This is a genomic window from Stutzerimonas stutzeri KOS6, assembly GCF_000307775.2.
Classification (GTDB): Bacteria; Pseudomonadota; Gammaproteobacteria; order Pseudomonadales; family Pseudomonadaceae; genus Stutzerimonas; species Stutzerimonas stutzeri_B.
Genome location: NZ_KK020676.1, coordinates 1,574,738 through 1,594,237, shown reverse-complemented (window position 1 = coordinate 1,594,237; position 19,500 = coordinate 1,574,738). Strand labels below are relative to the sequence as shown.

Annotated in this window: 16 protein-coding genes; 8 read left to right on the top strand and 8 right to left on the bottom strand. The window is 65.3% G+C overall.

Annotated features, from left to right (window positions below):
- Positions 1-104 precede the first annotated feature (104 nt).
- From B597_RS35415 to glcD, 6 genes are all read right to left on the bottom strand, one after another.
- A complete protein-coding gene (locus B597_RS35415; protein WP_024162068.1) occupies positions 105-1,808 on the bottom strand; it encodes an L-lactate permease in 1,704 nt (567 codons plus the stop codon).
- A gap of 218 nt (positions 1,809-2,026) precedes the next feature.
- The gene (locus tag B597_RS35410) at positions 2,027-4,207 is read right to left on the bottom strand and encodes a malate synthase G (RefSeq protein ID WP_003297364.1); all 2,181 of its coding nucleotides are present in this window, start codon (positions 4,205-4,207) and stop codon (positions 2,027-2,029) included.
- A 22-nt stretch (positions 4,208-4,229) separates the two neighbouring features.
- Positions 4,230-4,634: a heme-binding protein gene (locus B597_RS35405; protein WP_003297363.1), complete on the bottom strand. Its 405-nt coding sequence runs from the start codon at positions 4,632-4,634 to the stop codon at positions 4,230-4,232.
- A gap of 144 nt (positions 4,635-4,778) precedes the next feature.
- A complete protein-coding gene (gene glcF / locus B597_RS35400) occupies positions 4,779-5,996 on the bottom strand; it encodes a glycolate oxidase subunit GlcF (protein ID WP_024162067.1) in 1,218 nt (405 codons plus the stop codon).
- Positions 5,997-6,002: 6 nt separating this feature from the next.
- Positions 6,003-7,064 (bottom strand): glycolate oxidase subunit GlcE, encoded by a 1,062-nt coding sequence (gene glcE, locus B597_RS35395; protein WP_003297361.1) that lies wholly within the window; start codon positions 7,062-7,064, stop codon positions 6,003-6,005.
- Complete coding sequence (gene glcD, locus B597_RS35390; protein WP_024162066.1) at positions 7,064-8,563, bottom strand: glycolate oxidase subunit GlcD; 1,500 nt, start codon at positions 8,561-8,563, stop codon at positions 7,064-7,066. Before glcD ends, glcE begins: the two co-directional genes overlap by 1 nt.
- Positions 8,564-8,798: 235 nt before the next feature.
- On the opposite strand from glcD, the gene glcC reads away from it, so the two are divergent.
- The 6 genes from glcC (at position 8,799) to B597_RS35360 (ending at position 14,796) form a co-directional block, all read left to right on the top strand.
- Positions 8,799-9,572 carry a transcriptional regulator GlcC gene (gene glcC / locus B597_RS35385; RefSeq protein ID WP_003297358.1) on the top strand — a complete coding sequence of 258 codons (774 nt, stop codon included), beginning with the start codon at positions 8,799-8,801 and terminating at the stop codon, positions 9,570-9,572.
- Between the two features lie 109 nt (positions 9,573-9,681).
- Positions 9,682-10,236, top strand: coding sequence for a chorismate--pyruvate lyase family protein (locus B597_RS35380; protein ID WP_003297357.1), 555 nt, complete (start codon positions 9,682-9,684; stop codon positions 10,234-10,236).
- Between the two features lie 45 nt (positions 10,237-10,281).
- A complete protein-coding gene (gene ubiA, locus B597_RS35375) occupies positions 10,282-11,175 on the top strand; it encodes a 4-hydroxybenzoate octaprenyltransferase (protein WP_003297355.1) in 894 nt (297 codons plus the stop codon).
- A gap of 116 nt (positions 11,176-11,291) precedes the next feature.
- On the top strand, positions 11,292-11,981 hold the full coding sequence (gene phoB / locus B597_RS35370) for a phosphate regulon transcriptional regulator PhoB (protein WP_003297354.1): 690 nt from the start codon (positions 11,292-11,294) through the stop codon (positions 11,979-11,981).
- Between the two features lie 68 nt (positions 11,982-12,049).
- Positions 12,050-13,351, top strand: a complete 1,302-nt coding sequence (phoR, locus tag B597_RS35365) for a phosphate regulon sensor histidine kinase PhoR (protein WP_003297353.1) — start codon at positions 12,050-12,052, stop codon at positions 13,349-13,351.
- Positions 13,352-13,440: 89 nt separating this feature from the next.
- Positions 13,441-14,796 (top strand): hemolysin family protein, encoded by a 1,356-nt coding sequence (locus B597_RS35360; protein ID WP_003297351.1) that lies wholly within the window; start codon positions 13,441-13,443, stop codon positions 14,794-14,796.
- Between the two features lie 188 nt (positions 14,797-14,984).
- Here the strand turns inward: B597_RS35360 and B597_RS35355 are convergent, their stop codons facing one another.
- A complete protein-coding gene (locus tag B597_RS35355) occupies positions 14,985-15,881 on the bottom strand; it encodes a peptidoglycan DD-metalloendopeptidase family protein (RefSeq protein WP_003297350.1) in 897 nt (298 codons plus the stop codon).
- 144 nt (positions 15,882-16,025) lie between these two features.
- Positions 16,026-16,928, bottom strand: coding sequence for a response regulator (locus tag B597_RS35350; protein WP_003297348.1), 903 nt, complete (start codon positions 16,926-16,928; stop codon positions 16,026-16,028).
- Positions 16,929-17,106: 178 nt separating this feature from the next.
- Between B597_RS35350 and B597_RS35345 the strand changes: the two genes are divergently transcribed.
- Complete coding sequence (locus B597_RS35345; protein WP_003297346.1) at positions 17,107-17,904, top strand: universal stress protein; 798 nt, start codon at positions 17,107-17,109, stop codon at positions 17,902-17,904.
- Positions 17,905-18,294: 390 nt separating this feature from the next.
- Positions 18,295-19,500 (top strand): ABC transporter substrate-binding protein, encoded by a 1,206-nt coding sequence (locus tag B597_RS35340; RefSeq protein ID WP_003297345.1) that lies wholly within the window; start codon positions 18,295-18,297, stop codon positions 19,498-19,500.

Here is a 19,500-nt window from a genome sequence, read left to right as displayed (position 1 = left end):
CGCTGCCAGTCGACTGTGACGCACGCTATACCAGAACGTCGCACCGCACCAAGCCCATAAATGAAAACGGGCGGCCCAGGCCGCCCGTTTCGATGCTGCAAGGCTTAGCCTGCGGCACCCACCAGCGGATCGCTGATGCCCATCACGTAGAACCCGATCAGGCCGATGGTGCCGGCCAGGATGAGGTAGTACAGGGTCGGCAGCATGGTCTTGCGCAGGGTGATCCCCTCGCGACCGAGCAGGCCGACGGTGGCCGAAGCCGCTACCACGTTGTGAATGGCGATCATGTTGCCCGCCGCCGCACCGACCGATTGCAACGCCACCATCAACACACCGGACAGACCCAGCAGGCCCGCGGTGTTGAACTGGAACTGCGAGAGCATCAGGTTGGACACGGTGTTGGAACCGGCGATGAAGGCACCCAGCGCGCCCACGGCCGGGGCAAAGAAGGGATAGACATCACCCACGCTGTTGGCGACCAGCTGCGCCATGGCCACCGGCATCGACACCAGGTCGGAGCCGTTAACACCCGAGTTGATCAGGATACGTACCATCGGGATGGTGAAGATCAGCACGAAGCCGGCACCGAGCAGGGTCTTGCTCGATTCGGAAATGGCCGCGCCCAGTTCCCGCGCGCTCATGCGGTGCAGGAAGAAGGTGATCAGCACCACGATGCAGAGGATGCCACCCGGCAGGTACAGCGGCTCCAGCGTACCGGAAACCCCCGTCTCGCCAAGGATGTCCTTCCAGCCGAAGGTCAGCGACATCAGCAGTGCCTTGAAGTCCGGGAACACCCGCGAGCAGACCAGCAGTGCCGCCAGCAGCAGGTACGGCGCCCAGGCCATGGGTACGGAAATCGGCGTCTTGCCGGCGACGTCCTCGATCTTCATCTCGATCTTGCCCATCCATTCGGCGGGCCACTCGCTGGCAGGTGCGAAATCCCAGCTGTCCTTGGGCAGCAGGAATCCGGCCTTGGCGGCAGGCACGACGATGGCCAGACCGACCAGCGCACCGATCATGGAGGGGAATTCCGGGCCGAGGAATACACCGGCAGCGGCGTACGGAATGACGAATGCCAGACCGGTGAACACGGCGAACGGGGCAACTGCCAGCCCTTCGGTCCAGGATTTGTTGCGCCCGAAATAGCGGGTCATGATGCTGATCATGATCAGCGGCATGAGAATCCCGCACAGCGCGTGGATGATCGCGACGCGCGAGAAGATCAGGTGGAAGAACACCTCCCAGTTACTGCCCACCGCAACCAGCTGCTCGCTGATGCCGGTCTTGTCCAGGCCAGCGCCCACACCGACCAAAATCGGCGTACCCACGGCACCGAAGGACACCGGCGTCGACTGCACCATCATGCCCATGACCACGGCGGCCAGCGCCGGGAAGCCCAGTGCCACCATCAGGGGTGCGGCCACCGCGGCCGGCGTGCCGAAGCCCGAGGCGCCCTCGATGAAACAGCCGAACAGCCAGGCGACGATCAGCACCTGGACGCGACGGTCCGGACTGACGTTGGAGAAGCCACGCCGAATAGAACTGATCCCCCCGGAATGTTTCAGCGTGTTGAGCAGCAGGATCGCACCGAAGATGATCCAGAGAATCGCTGCGGTGAGGATCAGGCCCTGCAAGGTGGATGCGACGACCCGGTTGAGGGTCATGTCCCAGGCCAGCAGGCCGATCAGCGCAGTTAGGACGAAAACCAGCGGCATTGCGTACTTGGCCGGCCAGCGAAAGCCGATCAGCAGCACACCCGCCAGTACCAGCGGCACGAAGGCCAGGATGGACAGTAGTGTTTGACTCATTTGTTGGGTCCCTGAGTTTTTGTTGTGAACCGCTTCTAGTGTGTCCGGGCATGCCCGGTTCTTCGCACGAAAACGCCCCCACGCGGTGCGCTTCCAAACGACCCGGCCGAAGCCGTGCCGCTCATGCTCGAAAGCCCCGGGCGCCGCTGGGCACCTGGGGCTGCTGTCCTGCACCGCGCGCGCCGCATATCCGGCAGCACGCGGTTCCTGCTGGCCTGTCAGCCCTGGGCTGCCTTGAAACGCTGGCGCCAGGCGTGCAGCAGCGGCTCGGTGTAACCGGCCGGCTGCTCGAGCCCCTTGAACACCAGATCACAGGCCGCCTGGAACGCCGCCGACTGAGTGTAGTCGCTGGACATGGCGCGATAGAGCGGATCGCCGGCATTCTGCTGGTCGACCACCTTGGCCATGCGCTCCAGGGTTTCCTGAACCTGCTCGCGACTGACCACGCCGTGACGCAGCCAGTTGGCGATGTGCTGGCTGGAGATGCGCAGCGTCGCACGGTCTTCCATCAGGCCGACGTTATGGATGTCCGGCACCTTGGAGCAACCCACGCCCTGCTCGACCCAGCGCACCACGTAACCGAGGATACCCTGGCAGTTGTTGTCCAGTTCCTGCTGCTTCTCCTCGGCGCTCCACGTGGCCTCGGCGACCACCGGGATGGTCAGCAGGTCATTGAGCAGTTGCTCACGCTCGGCGGCCAGGTCGACCTTTTCCAGCTCGCTCTGTACGACCTGTACATCGACCTGATGGTAATGCAGCGCATGCAGGGTGGCGCCGGTCGGCGACGGTACCCAGGCAGTGTTGGCGCCGGACTTCGGGTGGCCGATCTTCTGCTCCAGCATCGCCGCCATCATGTCCGGCATGGCCCACATGCCCTTGCCGATCTGGGCCTTGCCGCGCAGGCCGCAGGCCAGGCCGACCAGCACGTTGTTGCGCTCGTAGGACTGGATCCACGGGGTGGACTTCATGTCGCCCTTGCGCAGCACCGGGCCGGCTTCCATGCAGGTGTGCATCTCGTCGCCGGTGCGGTCGAGGAAGCCGGTGTTGATGAAGGCCACGCGGTGCTTGGCTGCCGCGATGCAGGCCTTGAGGTTGGCGCTGGTGCGACGTTCCTCATCCATGATGCCGAGCTTCACGGTATGACGCGGCAGACCGACCAGGTCCTCGACGCGACCGAACAGCTCGTCGGCGAAGGCGACTTCGGCCGGACCGTGCATCTTCGGCTTGACGATGTAGATGCTGCCGGTACGCGAGTTGCCCTTGCGCGCCAGGTCATGCTTGGCGATCAGGCTGGTGAACACGCCATCCATGATGCCTTCGGGGATTTCACGATCGCCGTCGTAGAGGATCGCCGGGTTGGTCATCAGGTGACCGACGTTGCGCAGGAACAGCAGCGAGCGGCCGTGCAGCTTCAGTTCGTCGCCATTCGGCGCGCTGTACTCGCGGTCCGGGTTGAGGCGACGGACGAAGCTGGAGCTGCCCTTGGCGACTTCTTCGCTGAGAGTGCCCTGGACGATGCCCAGCCAGTTGCGGTAGGCCAATACCTTGTCGTCGGCATCGACCGCGGCGACCGAGTCCTCGCAGTCGAGGATGGTGGAAACCGCGGACTCGACCAGCAGATCCTTCACGCCGGCGGCGTCGGTCTGCCCGATCGGGCTGTTCGGATCGATCTGGATCTCGACATGCAGGCCGTTGTTCTTCAGCAATACGGCCTTGGGCTCGACCGCTTCACCCTGGAAACCGACGAACTTCTCCGGCTGCGCCAGCCCGGTGATGCTGCCGTTTTCCAGGGTCACCTTGAGCTGGCCATCCTGCACGCGGTAAGCGGTGGCATCGGCGTGGCTGCCTTCGGCGAGCGGCGCGGCCTGGTCGAGGAAATTGCGCGCGTAGGCGATGACCTTGGCGCCGCGGACTTCGTTGTAGCCCGGACCCTTCTGCGCGCCACCCTCCTCGGAAATCGCGTCGGTGCCGTAGAGCGCGTCATACAGCGAGCCCCAGCGGGCATTGGCGGCGTTCAGCGCGTAGCGCGCGTTCATGATCGGCACCACCAGCTGCGGGCCGGCCTGGGTGGCGATTTCGCTGTCGACGTTGGCGGTCTCGATCTTCACCTCGCCCGGCACCGGCAGCAGGTAGCCGATGGACTCGAGGAAGGCGCGATAGGCGGCCATGTCCTTGATCGGACCCGGATTGGCCTTGTGCCAGGTGTCCAGCTCGACCTGCATACGGTCGCGCTCGGCGAGCAGCTCGCGGTTCTTCGGCGCCAGGTCATGGACCAGGGTGTCCAGGCCCTGCCAGAAGGCGGCGGCCTCGATACCGGTGCCCGGCAGGACTTCGTCTTCGATGAAACGCTGCAGATTGGCCGCGACTTGCAGGCGGCCCAGGGTTACACGCTCGGTCATCTATTGTTCTCCTGTTGCCTGATCAGTTGGCCAGGGCGGCGACGCCGGCCTTGGCGATCTGCGCGTCCTGCACGGCGGTGACGCCGGACACGCCGACCGCACCGACCACCTGCCCATCGACGATCACCGGCACGCCGCCTTCCAGCGAGCAGACCACCGGCGCCGAAAGGAAGGCGCTGCGACCGCCGTTGACCATGTCTTCATAACCCTTGGTTTCGCGACGGCCGAGCGCCGAGCTGCGGGCTTTCTCGGTGGCGATGTAGGAGGCGATCGGCGCGCAGCCGTCCAGACGCTCCAGCGCCAGGGGATGGCCGCCGTCGTCGGCGACGACGATGGTCACGGCCCAGCCATTGGCCTGCGCTTCGGCGCGGGCGGCGGCAAGAATGGCAGCCACTTCGGTCTGGCTCAGTACGGCTTTGCTTTTCATCTCGATTCTCCGGTTGTCATATTCAAGTTATTCGTGCGTGAGCGTTATGTGGCGCGGCACTCCCGGTCAGTCCCGTAGGGTGGGCTTCAGCCCACCAGCAGCCTCGGGCGCCAACGAACGCTGGGCTGAAGCCCACCCTACCAATCAGCCCATCGATTCCTCGACCACTTCGATCCAGTGCTTGACCGGCGTACGGCCGGCGCCGTCCAGATGCGTCTGGCAGCCGATGTTGGCTGTGACGATCACTTCCGGCTTGCCGCTTTCCAGCGCGTTGAGCTTGTTGTCGCGCAACTGCATGGAGATTTCCGGCTGGGTAATCGAATAGCTGCCCGCCGAGCCGCAGCACAGATGCGCATCAGGCACCGCGGTGAGCTGGAAGCCCAGCCGGGCAAGCACGTCTTCGACCGCGCCACCAAGCTTCTGTGCGTGCTGCAGGGTACACGGACAATGGAAGGCCATGCGCTTGTCGGCGCGCACATTGAGCTTTTCCAGTTCGGCGCTGCGCAGCACCTCGACCAGGTCCTTGGCCAGTTCGCTGACGCGCGCCGCCTTGGCGGCGTAGGCCGGGTCATCCTTGAGCAGGTGGCCGTATTCCTTGACGAAGGCACCGCAGCCGCTGGCAGTCTGCACGATGGCTTCGGCACCGGCCTCGATGGCTGGCCACCAGGCGTCGATGTTGCGCCGTGCGCGGTCCAGACCGGCATCCTGGGCATTGAGGTGGTAATCCACCGCACCGCAGCAGCCGGCCTCACGGGCCGGGCTGACGCTGATGCCCAGGCGATCCAGGACCCGCGCGGCGGCGGCGTTGGTGCTCGGTGCCAGGCTCGGCTGCACGCAGCCTTCGAGCATCAACACGCGACGACCGTGCATGACTTGCGGGCGCGGCTTGGGCGGGCGGATCTCGCGCGGCAGATGGCCCTTGAGCGAGGCCGGCATCAGCGGCTTGAGCGCATTGCCGGTGCCCAGCAGCGCCTTGAACAGGCCCGGACGCGGGATCACCGTGCGCAAACCGCCACGCACTATACGCTCGCCCAGCGGGCGCTGGACCTGGCGTTCGATGAAATCGCGGCCGATGTCCAGCAGGTTGTGATATTTCACCCCGGATGGGCAGGTGGTTTCGCAATTGCGGCAGGTCAGACAGCGGTCCAGGTGCAGCTGGGTGCTCTCGGTCACCTCGCCACCCTCGAACATCTGCTTCATCAGGTAGATGCGCCCACGCGGACCGTCCAGCTCGTCACCCAGCAGTTGGTAAGTCGGGCAGGTGGCATTGCAGAAGCCGCAATGCACGCACGAGCGCAGGATGCTTTCGGCTTCCTCGGCGCGCGGCAGTTTTTTCGCGGCTTCGCTCAGATTCGTTTGCATACGTCGTCAGACCTCGGAATACATGCGGCCGGGGTTGAAGATCCCCTGCGGGTCGAGTGCGGCCTTGAGCTGGCGGTGATAGCGCAGCAGCGGTGCGGCCAGCGGCTGGAACGGGCTCTCGGCGGCACCGGCGCTGAAGCAGGTGGCATGCCCGCCGACTTCGCCGGCAATGCCCCGGATGGTTGCGGCTTCGGCATCGGACTTCAGCCAGCGCTGGGCGCCGGCCCAATCCACCAGCTGATCGCCTGGCAGCGCCAGCGCCGGCGTGTTGTTGGGGAGCGCCAGGCGCCAGAGCGGACGAGGGTCGGCGAAGAAGGCCAGGCGCTGTTCGCGCAGATCGTTCCAGTAGCCGAGGCCCAGGTCCTCGCCGCCGATGCGCTCGCGCGCAGCGTTGACCGAGCCTTCGCCGCCCTCCAGACGCAGGTGCAGCGCCTGGCCGTCATGGCTGGCGGCGCTGATCGGCACCGGCTGCTGACCCCACTCGGCGAGCTTGAGCAGCGCGCGTTCCAGGTCGATCTCCAGACGCAGACTGGTGCACAGGCGCGGCTTGGGCAGGACCTTGAGCGAGACTTCGGTGAGTACGCCGAGGCAACCGAAGCTGCCCGCCATCAGGCGCGACAGGTCGTAGCCGGCGACGTTCTTCATCACTTCGCCACCGAAGCGCAGGAGCTTGCCCTGCCCGGTGATGACCCGCGAGCCGAGCACGAAATCGCGCACCGATCCGCTCCATGGGCGGCGCGGGCCGGACAGGCCGGCGGCGATCATGCCGCCAACGGTGGCTCCATCGCCGAAGTGCGGCGGCTCGCAAGGAAGCATTTGTCCGGCGGCGTCCAGCGCCGCTTCCAGTTCCACCAGCGGGGTGCCGGCGCGCACGCTGATCACCAGTTCGGTGGGGTCGTAGCTGACGATGCCGCGGTGCTCGCGCACGTCGAGCACCTGACCTTCGAGCGCACGGCCGAGGAAGGCCTTGCTGCCACTGCCCTGGATACGCAGCGGCGTATTGGCGGCAAGCGCCTGGTTGACCTGATCCAGCAACTGCGCGCTGGCGTCGTTGGCGATTACGGACATCAGAAACGCTCCAGTTCGGGGAAAGGCAGCTGGCCGTTGTGGATGTGCATGCGGCCGAATTCGGCGCAGCGATGCAGGGTCGGAATGTTCTTGCCCGGGTTGAGCAGGCCGCTCGGGTCGAAGGCCGCCTTGACCGCATGGAACAGGGTCAGCTCGTCGGCGTTGAACTGCGAGCACATCTGGTTGATCTTCTCGCGGCCGACGCCGTGCTCGCCGGTGATGCTGCCGCCCACCTCGACGCACAGTTCGAGAATCTTGCCACCCAGTTCCTCGGCGCGCTCCAGCTCACCGGGCTGGTTGGCATCGAAGAGGATCAGCGGATGCATGTTGCCGTCGCCGGCGTGGAACACGTTGGCCACGCGCAGGCCGAACTGCTCGGACAGATCGGAAATCCCCTTGAGCACGCCCGGCAGCTCGCGGCGCGGGATGGTGCCGTCCATGCAGTAGTAATCCGGCGAGATACGTCCAACCGCCGGGAAGGCATTCTTGCGCCCAGCCCAGAAGCGCACGCGCTCGGCTTCGTCCCTGGCCAGGCGCACTTCGGTGGCGCCGGCCAGCTTGAGTACTTCGCTGACGCGCGCGCAGTCGTCGTGCACGTCGGCTTCCACGCCGTCCAGCTCGCAGAGCAGGATCGCCTCGGCATCCACCGGGTAGCCGGCGTGGATGAAGTCTTCGGCGGCGCGGATCGACAGGTTGTCCATCATCTCCAGGCCACCGGGGATGATGCCCGCGGCGATGATGTCGCCCACCGCACGCCCGGCCTTTTCCACCGAGTCGAACGCGGCGAGCAGCACCTTGGCCACCTGCGGCTTGGGCAGCAGCTTGACCGTCACCTCGGTGACGATGCCGAGCATGCCCTCGGAACCGGTGAACAGCGCCAGGAGATCGAAGCCCGGTGAATCGAGGGCGTCGGAGCCGAGCGTCATGCGCTCGCCCTCGACGGTAAGAATGTCGACCTTGAGCAGGTTGTGCACGGTCAGCCCGTACTTCAGGCAATGCACGCCGCCGGCGTTCTCGGCGACGTTGCCGCCGATGGAACAGGCGATTTGCGACGACGGATCGGGGGCGTAGTAAAGCTCATGGGGCGCCGCGGCCTGGGAAATCGCCAGGTTGCGCACGCCGGGCTGGACACGGGCGAAGCGCCCGGCCGGGTCGACCTCGAGAATCTTGTTGAAGCGCGCCATCACCAGCAGGATGCCCTGCTCCAGCGGCAACGCACCGCCGGAAAGGCCAGTGCCGGCACCGCGGGCGACCACCGGAACGCCGCGCTGATGGCAGAGCTTGAGCAGGGTTTCGACCTGCTCGACGCGTTCGGGCAGTACCACCAGCAGCGGCGTGGTGCGGTAGGCGGAAAGCCCGTCGCACTCGTAGGGCTTGAGGTCCTCGCTGCGGTGGAGGATGTCCAGGTCGGGCAACCGCGCCTGCAGCTCGGCAAGCAGGGCGGACTTGTCGACCTTTGGTAACGCACCATCGACGCGTTCGTCGTAGAGAATGTTCATGGCAAGTTCCGGTTCTCGTGGGTTGCAGCCAGCACCAGCAGCTGCGGTGGAATGACGCATCTTTAGCGCCGATGGCGTCTGGCCGTCTAGGCTCGCGCAAACTGGTCCTACCAGTTTTTTGTAGTTGGCCCCGGCGAGACACTACCTGATATCCCTCTAGACCGCATGCTTACTCTTTTTCCGTCGACCGCGGTAAACTTCGCTTCAACTGGTCCTACCAGCTGGAGAAAGCAGTATGGTGAACGAGTTCAACAATGACCGCCGTCAAGTGGCGGACGTCGTAGCCGAGCGTATCGAGCGGCTGATCGTCGACGGCATATTGAAGGTCGGCCAGGCCCTGCCCTCGGAGCGGCGCCTGTGCGAGAAGCTCGGCATTTCCCGCTCGGCGCTGCGCGAGGGGCTGCGCGTGCTGCGCGGGCGCGGCATCATCGAGACCGCCCAGGGGCGGGGCTCGTTCGTCGCCGAACTGTCGGGCAAGCATGATGCCAGCCCGCTGATGCACCTGTTCAGCTCGCAGCCACGCACCCTCTATGACCTGCTGGAAGTGCGCGCCCTGCTCGAAGGCGAATCGGCACGGCTGGCGGCCCTGCGCGGCACCGATGCGGACTTTATCCTCGTGCGCCGGCGCTACGAGGAGATGCTCGCCGCCCACAGCAACGCGGAAGGTGCCGATCCGCGCGAGCATGCACGCCTGGATCATGCCTTCCACCTGGCCATCTGCGAGGCTTCGCACAACCCGGTGCTGGTACACACCCTGCAATCGCTCACCGACCTGATGCTCAGTACCGTGTTCGCCTCGGTGAACAATCTCTATCACCGCCCGGCACCGAAACGGCAGATCGACCGCCAGCACTCGCGGCTCTATCACGCTGTCACCGAGCGCCTGCCGGATCAGGCACAGCGCGCGGCGCGCGACCATATCCACAGCATTCGCGACAACCTCAAGGAGATCGAGCAGGAGGAGCAGCGCCTGGTGCGTGCCACCATGCGCCTGGAAGGCTGGACATGATGGTCCGGTAGCGCTGTTTGCACAGACCTACAAAACGGGCCAACGCTCGCGTCGTCGCGCGCGTCCTGCAGTAGCCGGAGCGCGTGCTAGACTCGCCGCTCTTTTCATCATGCCCGAACGCGCTGTGTCCGAATTTCCTGACTGGCTGAGTGCCGACCGCCTGCCCTTCCCGCTCGATCCCGCCCTGTACGACTGGCTGTACGTCGACAAGGGCTCGCTGACCCGCCGCCTGACCGATCTGGCCAATGGCGCCTTCAGCGTGACGCCGCTGCATGAAGCCTGGCAGCCGTTGCGCGCCGATGAATGCGCCGTGCTCAACCTTCCGGCCGGGAGCGAGGGCTGGGTGCGCGAAGTCTATCTGTGCGGTCACGACCAGCCCTGGGTGTTCGCCCGCAGCGTCGCGGCACGGGCGCAACTGGAGGAATCCGGCCTCGACCTGCAACGCCTCGGCAATCGCTCCCTGGGCGAACTGCTGTTCAGCGATCCAGCCTTTACCCGCGGCACGCTCGAGGCCTGCCGCTATCCAGCCGCCTGGTTGCCGACGGAGTGCCGCGCCGAGGGCCTCTGGGCACGGCGTTCCTGCTTCCGCCAGAATCGGCTCGGCGTGCTGGTCAGCGAGGTATTCCTGTCGGCACTGTGGCAGGCCGCCGATATCGCCCCCTGAACAGGCGCCCCGCTGCGCACCCCATTCCGCCAAGGAGAGCCGCCGATGTATCTGAAATTGCTGCAATCGTGCAATCGCCTGCACCCGCGCGCCTGGGACTTCATCCAGCTGATGCGCCTGGACCGGCCCATCGGCACCTACCTGCTGCTGTGGCCGACGCTGTGGGCGCTGTGGATCGCAGCCGAAGGCGTGCCCAGCGCAAAGAACCTGTTCATCTTCGTCACCGGCGTGATCCTGATGCGCGCCGCCGGCTGCGTGATCAACGACTTCGCCGACCGCAACTTCGACGGCCATGTGCAACGCACCCAGGCGCGCCCCATGGCGACCGGCAAGATCAGCTCGCGCGAGGCCTGGACACTATTCGCCGTGCTGCTGGGCCTGAGCTTCCTACTGGTCCTGCTGACCAACGCGACAACGGTCTACCTGTCCTTTGGCGCCGTGGCCCTGGCCGCCTGCTACCCGTTCATGAAGCGCTACACCTTTTATCCGCAGGTGGTGCTCGGCGCGGCCTTTTCCTGGGGCATGCCGATGGCCTTCACTGCCGAAACCGGCAGCCTGCCGCCCGAAGCCTGGCTGCTGTTCATCGCCAACCTGCTATGGACGGTGGCCTATGACACCTACTACGCCATGGCCGACCGCGAGGACGACCTGAAGATCGGCATCAAGTCCACCGCGATCCTCTTCGGCGAAGCGGACCGCATCATCATCGTCACGCTGCAGGGCCTGGCGCTGTTCTGCCTGGTGCTCGCCGGCATGCGCTTCGAGCTGGGCCAGTGGTTCCACCTCGGGCTGGTGGTTGCCGCCGGCTGCTTCGCCTGGGAGTACCGGCAGACCGCTTCGCGCAAGCCGCAAGCCTGTTTCAAGGCCTTTCTTCACAACCATTGGGCGGGGCTGGCGATTCTCGCCGGCATCGTGCTGGATTACGCAACCAGAGCCTAGGCGGAATGCCGGCCGTGCGATCCGAGACGCAGCCGCCATTGCCGTCTACCTGTCACATGGCTGCAATAATTCCGTTATCTAATGCCGGCTGATAAGAACGGACCCGAGGCCTGACCATGAATGGCAAGAGCATACTGATCGTCGATGACGAGGCGCCGATCCGGGAGATGATCGTCGTCGCCCTGGAAATGGCCGGTTATGACTGTCTCGAAGCGGAAAACTCCCAGCAGGCCCATGCCCTGATCATCGACCGCAAGCCGGACCTGATCCTGCTCGACTGGATGCTGCCCGGCACCTCCGGCATCGAACTGGCACGTCGCCTCAAGCGTGACGAGCTGACCGCCGACACGCCGATCATCATGCTCACCGCCAAAGGTGAAGAGGACAACAAGATCCAGGGGCTGGAAGTCGGTGCCGATGACTACATCACCAAGCCGTTTTCGCCTCGCGAGCTGGTAGCGCGCCTGAAGGCCGTGCTGCGCCGCGCGGCGCCGATGGACAGCGAGTCGCCCATCGAGATCGGCGGCTTGCTGCTCGATCCGGTCAGTCACCGTGTCACCATCGATGGCAAGCCGGCCGAGATGGGCCCTACCGAGTACCGCCTGCTGCAGTTCTTCATGACCCACCAGGAACGTGCCTACACCCGCAGCCAGCTGCTCGACCAGGTCTGGGGCGGCAACGTCTACGTCGAGGAACGCACCGTCGACGTGCACATCCGCCGCCTGCGCAAGGCGCTCGGTGAAGTCTACGAGAACCTGGTGCAGACGGTACGCGGTACCGGTTATCGTTTCTCCAGCAAGAGCTGAATGCGCCGGGTGAGCATGCGTCCCGGCGTCATTCACCACATCATCGCCACATCTCTGGAGTGCATCGGTTGAATCAGGACTGGCAAGGAGCCCTCGTGCGTCGCCTGCTGCTTCTGCTGGGCGGCTGTCTGCTGGTGGGCCTGATCAGCGGCGAATATGCCTGGGCGCTGGTCGTCGGCCTGAGCGGCTATCTGGCCTGGACCCTGCGCCAGCTGCTGCGCCTGCAGCGCTGGCTGCACCGCGCCGACCCCGACGAAGCACCACCGGATTCGGCCGGCATCTGGGGCGACGTGTTCGACAGCCTGTACCAGCTGCAACGCCGCGATCTGCGTCTGCGCGGCCAGTTGCAGGGCATCATCGATCGCGCCCAGGGCTCCACTGCAGCCCTCAAGGATGCGGTGATCATGCTCGACAGCGACGGCAACCTGGAGTGGTGGAACCCTGCTGCGAACCGCCTGCTGGGCCTGAAGAAGCCGCAGGACACCGGCCATCCCATCGGCAACCTGGTGCGTCACCCGGCCTTCAAGGAGTACTTCGACAGCGGCAACTATGACCAGCCACTGGAGCTGGCCTCGCCGGTCGATGATCGTGTGCGCCTGCAATTCAACGTCACCCGTTACGGCAACAGCGAACACCTGTTGCTGGTCCGCGACGTCACCCGCCTGCATCAGCTGGAGCAGATGCGCAAGGACTTCGTGGCCAACGTCTCCCACGAGTTGCGCACACCGCTGACGGTGATCGCCGGTTACCTGGAAACCCTGCTGGAAAATGCCGAGGCGGTGAACCCGCGCTGGCTCCGTGCCCTGCAGCAGATGAATCAGCAGGCCGGACGCATGCAGCACCTGCTCAACGACCTGCTGCTGCTGGCCCGCCTGGAAACCAGCAGCCGGCCGACGGACAACCAGCCAGTGGCCGTGGGCCTGCTGCTGCAGTCGATCATCAGCGATGCCCGCGCTTTGTCCGGCAGCCGCGGACACCTGATCAGACTCGATGCCGATCCGGCGCTGCAACTCAAGGGTAGCGAGACGGAACTGCGCAGCGCCTTCTCCAACCTGGTGTTCAACGCGGTGAAGTACACGCCCGACGGTGGCAGTGTGCATGTTCGCTGGTGGAGCGACGAAGCCGGCGCACATCTCAGCGTCGAGGACAGCGGTATCGGCATCGAGCAGAAGCACCTGCCGCGCCTGACCGAACGCTTCTACCGGGTCGATTCCAGCCGCGCCAGCAGCACCGGTGGCACCGGTCTGGGGCTGGCCATCGTCAAGCATGTGCTGTTGCGCCACCAGGGACGGCTGGACATTACCAGCATTCCAGGCCAGGGCAGCTGCTTCTCCTGCCATTTCCAGCGCGGCCAAACGGCTACCCGCTGAGCCGCGCCTGAAGCAAAGTCACGCTCGGGCGCTTGAAAAGCCGGCGCGCCGCCGCCATCCTGTCGCGACATTGACTACCAGACCCCTTCATGGACCCTTCCCCCAGCTACGCCGCCTCTTCTTATTTCGCCGATTTCGGCCTGATTCTCTTCGCTCTGTTCCTGGTCCTGCTCAACGGCTTCTTCGTCGCCGCCGAGTTCGCCATGGTCAAGTTGCGCGCCACCAAGGTGGAAGCCATTGCCAGTGGCCATGGCTGGCGCGGACATATCCTGCGCACCGTGCACGAGCAGCTCGACGCCTACCTCTCCGCCTGCCAGCTGGGTATCACCCTGGCTTCGCTGGGCCTGGGCTGGGTCGGCGAGCCGGCCTTCGCCCACCTGCTCGAACCACTGCTAGCGAGCTTCGGCATCGAGTCACCAGCGCTGGTACACGGCATCGCCTTCTTCACCGCGTTCTTCATCATTTCCTACCTGCACATCGTCGTCGGCGAACTGGCGCCCAAGTCCTGGGCGATCCGCAAGCCCGAACTGCTGTCGCTCTGGACGGCCGTGCCGCTGTACATCTTCTACTGGCTGATGTACCCGGCCATCTACCTGCTCAATGCCAGCGCCAACGCCATCCTGCGCATCGCCGGCCAGGGTGAACCGGGCGCACACCACGACCACCACTACAGCCGCGAGGAGCTCAAGCTGATCCTGCACTCCAATCGCGCCCGCGACCCTGGCAACCAGCAGATCCAGGTGCTGGCCTCGGCGGTGGAGCTGAGCGAGCTGGAGGTGGTCGACTGGGCCAACTCCCGCGAAGACCTGTTGCAACTGGATCACGACGCACCGCTGGCCGAGATTCTCGAGGTGATTCGCCGGCACAAGTACAGTCGCTATCCGGTCTACGACAGTGACCGGGGCGAGTACGTCGGCCTGCTGCACATCAAGGACCTGCTGCTGGCGCTGGCGGCAGACGACCACCTGGCCGAGCGCTTCTGCCTGAACGAACTGCTGCGCCCTCTCGAGCACGTATCCAAACACATGCCGCTCGCCACGCTGCTGGAACAGTTCCGCCAGGGCGGTGCGCATTTCGTCCTGGTCGAGGAAGGCGATCACAAGGTGATCGGCTTCCTGACCATGGAAGACGTGCTGGAAGTGCTGGTCGGCGACATCCAGGACGAACACCGCAAGACCGAACGCGGCGTGCTCGCCTACCAGCCCGGCAAGCTGCTGGTGCGTGGCGACACGCCGTTGTTCAAGCTTGAGCGCCTGCTCGATATCGATCTCGACCACGTCGAGGCGGAAACCCTCGCGGGCCTGGTCTACGAAACGCTCAAGCGCGTCCCGGACGAGGACGAGGTCCTCCAGGTCGAAGGCCTGCAGATCGTCATCAAGAAGATGCGCGGACCGAAGATCGTGCTGGCCAAGGTGCTCAAGCAGGGTGAACCAGCAGCAAGCTAGCGTGGGGTAGGTGTAGCTTCTTACATCCACAGTGACTCCGCTCGTCGGGTCGGTGCAGCGCGGCCCGACCTATAGCGGCAAGCGAATCAGTGTGTGAGCCGGCAGCGAACGCCTGTCGAGCTATTCTTGCAGCTTGAAGCCGCTTTTCCTGCCTTTCCTTGAAGCTCGTGACTTGCAGATTGCCGCTGTTATTCCCCGCCCACGGCGAAGTTCGGCAGGCTGTTGACGGGCTGCGAGAAGTCGAAGGGAATCGACTCGATGGCCAGCCCGACGTTGCGCTGCACCACGAAGTGCAGGTGCGGTCCGGTGCTGTTGCCGGTGTTGCCGGAGCGCGCGATGCGCATGCCGGTTTCGATGCGCTGGCCCTCGCGCACCGCCACCGAACCCTTCATCAGGTGCAGGTAGACGCCCATGGTGCCGTCGTCATGCATGATGCGCACGAAGTTGCCGGCCGGGTTTCTACCGCGCCCGCTCTGCTCGTTCTCGACCTTCACCACCATGCCGCCGCGCGCGGCAACGATGGGCGTGCCCTCGGGCATGGCGATGTCCACCGCGTAACGCCCCTTGGGCGTAAAGTGGCTGTACTGGCCGTTGGCGCCCTGGGTCAGGCGGAACGGCCCGCCGCGCCAGGGCAGCGGATACTTGTAGGGCTTGGGCAACAGGCGTGGATCACCCAGCGCATGGCGCAGCCTGGGGGTGTATCGCAGCGGCCTGGATGCGTCACGCGGGGCCAGGGTGGCGAGGCGAATCTGGCTGCGCGGGGGTAGCACCCAGCGGATCGGCTCGTTTGGCGCGCCAACGGCATTCTCGACGTTTTCCAGGCTCAGCTCGATGTCCACCGGCGCGAACAGGTCGTTGCGCACCAACAGCGTCTCGCCGGCAGCGTGCTTGCGGGTTTCCAGCCTGACCTGGGTGTCGAGCTTTTCCACCATGCGGTCACGGAAGACGAAGACCTGGGCGCCAGGCGCGGCCTGATCGCTGTACGTCACGACCCCGTTGGCATCGGTGTACTTGTAGATGGTCAGGGCCAGTGCCGGCGTGGCCAGCAGTGGCAGCCCGAGCAACAGAAGAATGCGCCCCAGCATAACGGCAGATTTCTAGTGATTAGGGTGTTGGAGCGCAAAGACTAGCAGTGGCGACTGGCCTGTGCGAGCCACCGACCGTCGGGGTGTGATGCCGGTCGGGTTGTGCGAACTGCCAGGCGCCGAACGGTCGCCCGGCAGAGCCGCTCAGGCGCCCGGGACGAAGTGCCGCTGCGCCGTGCCGCGGGCGATGAGCCGCGACAGATAGTCGAGCTTCTGGGGATCGCGGTCGACGAAGCGGAACGATAGCTGCAGCCACTCGCTGTCGGGCTTCGGCTCGAAGGCCGCGACAGCGTGCAGATAGCCGTTGAGGCGGGCGATCTCGCTGCCCTCGCCCTGTTCGAGATCAAGATCGAGCACGGCACTTTCCAGCACCTGCGGTAGCTGCTCGCCGCGCTTGACCACCAGCAGCGCCTCCTTGAGGCTCAGCGTCTTGATGACGCAGGCGACGCTGCCATTGGCCAGGCGCAGCTGCCCCTGCCCTCGTCCGGATGGCGCTACAGCGGGAGCTGGCGCAGCGGGTTGCAGCAAGGGTGCTGCCTTGGGTTGCGCAGGCGACGCAGCGGGACGTGGCTCCGCCTTGCCGCCGGTCAGCGCGGCGAGGGAGTCGTTGGCCATGCCGGTAGCCATGCTCCTGACCGGTGCACTGGCAGCCAGCGCATCCAGTTTGCCGGCACGGCCCAGCGCCTTGCGCACCTTGCCGGTGAGCTGTTCGTTGGAAAACGGTTTGCCGATGAAGTCCGATACGCCAGCCTGGATCGCCTGCACCACGTTTTCCTTGTCGCCACGGCTGGTCACCATGATGAAAGGCGCGGATTTCAGCGCGTCCTGCGCGCGGCACCATGTCAGCAGTTCCAGCCCCGACATTTCTGGCATTTCCCAGTCGCAGAGAATCAGATCGAAGCGCTCGCGGGTGAGCATCTGCTGGGCCTTGCGCCCGTTCACTGCATCCTCGATGCGAATACCGGGAAATTGGCTGCGAAGCGCCTTCTTCACCAGATCGCGGATAAAGGGTGCGTCATCCACTACCAGCACACTGACCTTGCTCATCCTTCACTCCTGCTCGAATGTCGGCAAGCATATCCGCACGGCGGGATCGACAAAAGCAGCAGTGACCACTCACCGCCAAGTTGGCGCACCAAGCGGGCCCGGGACAGCCCGCCGGGAGCGGGACAGCACTGTGCCGGCGCGGCATACTTGCGGCTTTCGCCAGCCTCGCGAGGTCGCCATGATCCAACACATTCTCGTCGCTCATGACCTCAGCCCGGAGGCCGACCTGGCTCTGCGGCGCGGCGCGCAACTGGCGCGACGGACCGGTGCCCGCATCAGCCTGCTGCATGTGTTCGACTCACGCGAAGGCGACATCGATGAACAGGCTGCCCGGGCCTTGCTGCAGACCCGCCTGCAGCAAAACGGCCTGGGCAACGGCGAGCCCTGGGTTCGCCGTGGCCATCCCGCGGAAGAAATCCTGACCCAGGCCCAGGGACTGGAAGCGGACCTGCTGGTGCTGGGCCGGCACCATCGGGGCTCCACCCAGGGGTTCGCCGGCACCATGCTGGAGCGCGTGCTGCTCGATAGTCCGGCGGCGCTGTTGCTGGCAACGATCCCCGCGGACGCGGCGTATGGGCGCGCCGTCGCGGCGCTGGACTTTTCCCGCTGTGCCACCCGCGCCATGCAGTGCGCCTGGGAACTGCTGGGCGATGGCGCCGAACTGCATGCCCTGCACGTGCACGAGATGGCCGAGGTTCACGGTCCGGATCGGGAAGGCCTGGCACTGCAGCAGGAGCTGTTCGATCAATTGGTCGAGGACATCCAGCAGCAACTGCCCGACACTGGCGCGCTGCTGAGCCATAGCCTCTGTCAGGGCGAACGCAGCAATTGCATGGACGCCGCCCTGCGCGACCTGCAGCCGCAGCTGCTGGCACTGGGCAGCCACAGCCGGGGCGAATTGAGCAGCGCGCTGCTGGGCAGTCTGGCCCGGCAATTTCTCGACCAGCCGCCCTGCGACATCCTGATCGCTCGCTGAGCAACCCATGCCGGTCCATGCCATTTGCACACACGGGGTCGCCAGCTCCGAGCCTATCCGTATCGTCCGGGTTGCGTCCCGGCAAACCCCTGCTACGTTTAGAGCCAGAACAACAATAAGACGAAGACGCCCATGTGCCCTGCTTCGATCCGTTTCCGGCCCGGCCCCTCACCCAGCGACTCGGCCGGGATCGACGACCTGACGGCGTCACCCGGCACCTGGCGCCGTCCGATCCCCGCTGTCCCCTGGCAATCACCCGCTATTGCTGTGCGAGCGACTCCAGCAGCAGCGCATTCACCGACCTGCGCAGCTTTTCCCTAACCCACTCCATACGCCTCGCTTCGTATGGGGCGAGTCCGTATGCCGAGCAATCCGTGCAAGGAGATTCGCATGAAGCTTTCAGCAATCGCAGCGGCAACCCTGACGGCCGCGGTTACCGTCCCCGCCTCGGCCGAGATTTCCGACGGCAAGGTGAAGATCGGCATCCTCAACGACCAGTCCGGCGTATATGCCGACTTCGGCGGCAAGTGGTCGTTCGAGGCGGCGAAGATGGCGGCCGAGGACTTCGGCGGCAAGGTCCTGGATGCCCCCATCGAGGTCGTCACCGCCGATCACCAGAACAAGCCGGACATCGCCTCCAACATCTCGCGCCAGTGGTACGACCGCGAGCAGGTCGACGCGATCATGGAGCTGACCACTTCCTCGGTGGCGCTGGCGGTACAGGGCATTTCCAAGAGCAAGAAGAAGATCAACCTGGTGACCGGCGCCGCCACCACGGAGCTGACCGGCAAGCAATGCTCGCCCTATGGGTTCCACTGGGCCTACGACACCCATGCGCTGGCGGTCGGCACCGGCGGTGCGCTGGTGTCCCAGGGCGGCGACAGCTGGTATTTCCTCACCGCCGACTACGCCTTCGGCTATTCGCTGGAAGAGCAGACCGGCAAGTTCGTCAAATCCAAGGGCGGCGAGGTCAAGGGTGCGGTGCGCCATCCGCTGGCGAGCACCGACTACTCCTCGTTCCTCTTGCAGGCGCAATCCTCCGGGGCCAAGGTCATCGGCCTGGCCAACGCCGGCCTGGACACCGCCAACAGCATCAAGCAGGCCGCCGAGTTTGGCATCGTCGCCGGCGGCCAGCGCCTCGCCGCGCTGCTGTTCACCCTCGCCGAAGTGCATGGCCTGGGCCTCGACGCCGCCCAGGGGCTGACCCTGACCGAGAGTTTTTACTGGGACCGCGACGACAAGTCCCGCGAGTTCGGCGAGCGCTTCTTCAAGCGCACCGGGCGCATGCCGAACATGATCCACGCCGGCACCTATTCCGGCGTGATGCAGTACCTCAAGGCCATCGAGAAAGCCGGCACCGATGCCACCGAACCGGTCGCCAAGGCGATGCACGAGATGCCGGTGGACGATGTCTTCGCGCGTAACGCCAAGGTCGGCGCCAACGGCCGGCTGATCAGCGACGTCTACCTGATGGAGGTGAAGAAGCCCGAGGAAAGCAAGCGCGAGTGGGACTACTACAAGGTGCTGGCGACCGTACCGGGCAATGAGGCCTATATCGATCCGGCCGAAAGTGGCTGCGATCTGGTCGGGCAGTGA

Bases quoted from the DNA above. Each gene is read 5' to 3' on its own strand.
- B597_RS35415 (WP_024162068.1), bottom strand. From the start codon at position 1,808: ATGAGTCAAACACTACTGTCCATCCTGGCCTTCGTGCCGCTGGTACTG.
- B597_RS35410 (WP_003297364.1), bottom strand. From the start codon at position 4,207: ATGACCGAGCGTGTAACCCTGGGCCGCCTGCAAGTCGCGGCCAATCTG.
- B597_RS35405 (WP_003297363.1), bottom strand. From the start codon at position 4,634: ATGAAAAGCAAAGCCGTACTGAGCCAGACCGAAGTGGCTGCCATTCTT.
- glcF (WP_024162067.1), bottom strand. From the start codon at position 5,996: ATGCAAACGAATCTGAGCGAAGCCGCGAAAAAACTGCCGCGCGCCGAG.
- glcE (WP_003297361.1), bottom strand. From the start codon at position 7,064: ATGTCCGTAATCGCCAACGACGCCAGCGCGCAGTTGCTGGATCAGGTC.
- glcD (WP_024162066.1), bottom strand. From the start codon at position 8,563: ATGAACATTCTCTACGACGAACGCGTCGATGGTGCGTTACCAAAGGTC.
- glcC (WP_003297358.1), top strand. From the start codon at position 8,799: ATGGTGAACGAGTTCAACAATGACCGCCGTCAAGTGGCGGACGTCGTA.
- B597_RS35380 (WP_003297357.1), top strand. From the start codon at position 9,682: ATGCCCGAACGCGCTGTGTCCGAATTTCCTGACTGGCTGAGTGCCGAC.
- ubiA (WP_003297355.1), top strand. From the start codon at position 10,282: ATGTATCTGAAATTGCTGCAATCGTGCAATCGCCTGCACCCGCGCGCC.
- phoB (WP_003297354.1), top strand. From the start codon at position 11,292: ATGAATGGCAAGAGCATACTGATCGTCGATGACGAGGCGCCGATCCGG.
- B597_RS35360 (WP_003297351.1), top strand. From the start codon at position 13,441: ATGGACCCTTCCCCCAGCTACGCCGCCTCTTCTTATTTCGCCGATTTC.
- B597_RS35355 (WP_003297350.1), bottom strand. From the start codon at position 15,881: ATGCTGGGGCGCATTCTTCTGTTGCTCGGGCTGCCACTGCTGGCCACG.
- B597_RS35350 (WP_003297348.1), bottom strand. From the start codon at position 16,928: ATGAGCAAGGTCAGTGTGCTGGTAGTGGATGACGCACCCTTTATCCGC.
- B597_RS35345 (WP_003297346.1), top strand. From the start codon at position 17,107: ATGATCCAACACATTCTCGTCGCTCATGACCTCAGCCCGGAGGCCGAC.
- B597_RS35340 (WP_003297345.1), top strand. From the start codon at position 18,295: ATGAAGCTTTCAGCAATCGCAGCGGCAACCCTGACGGCCGCGGTTACC.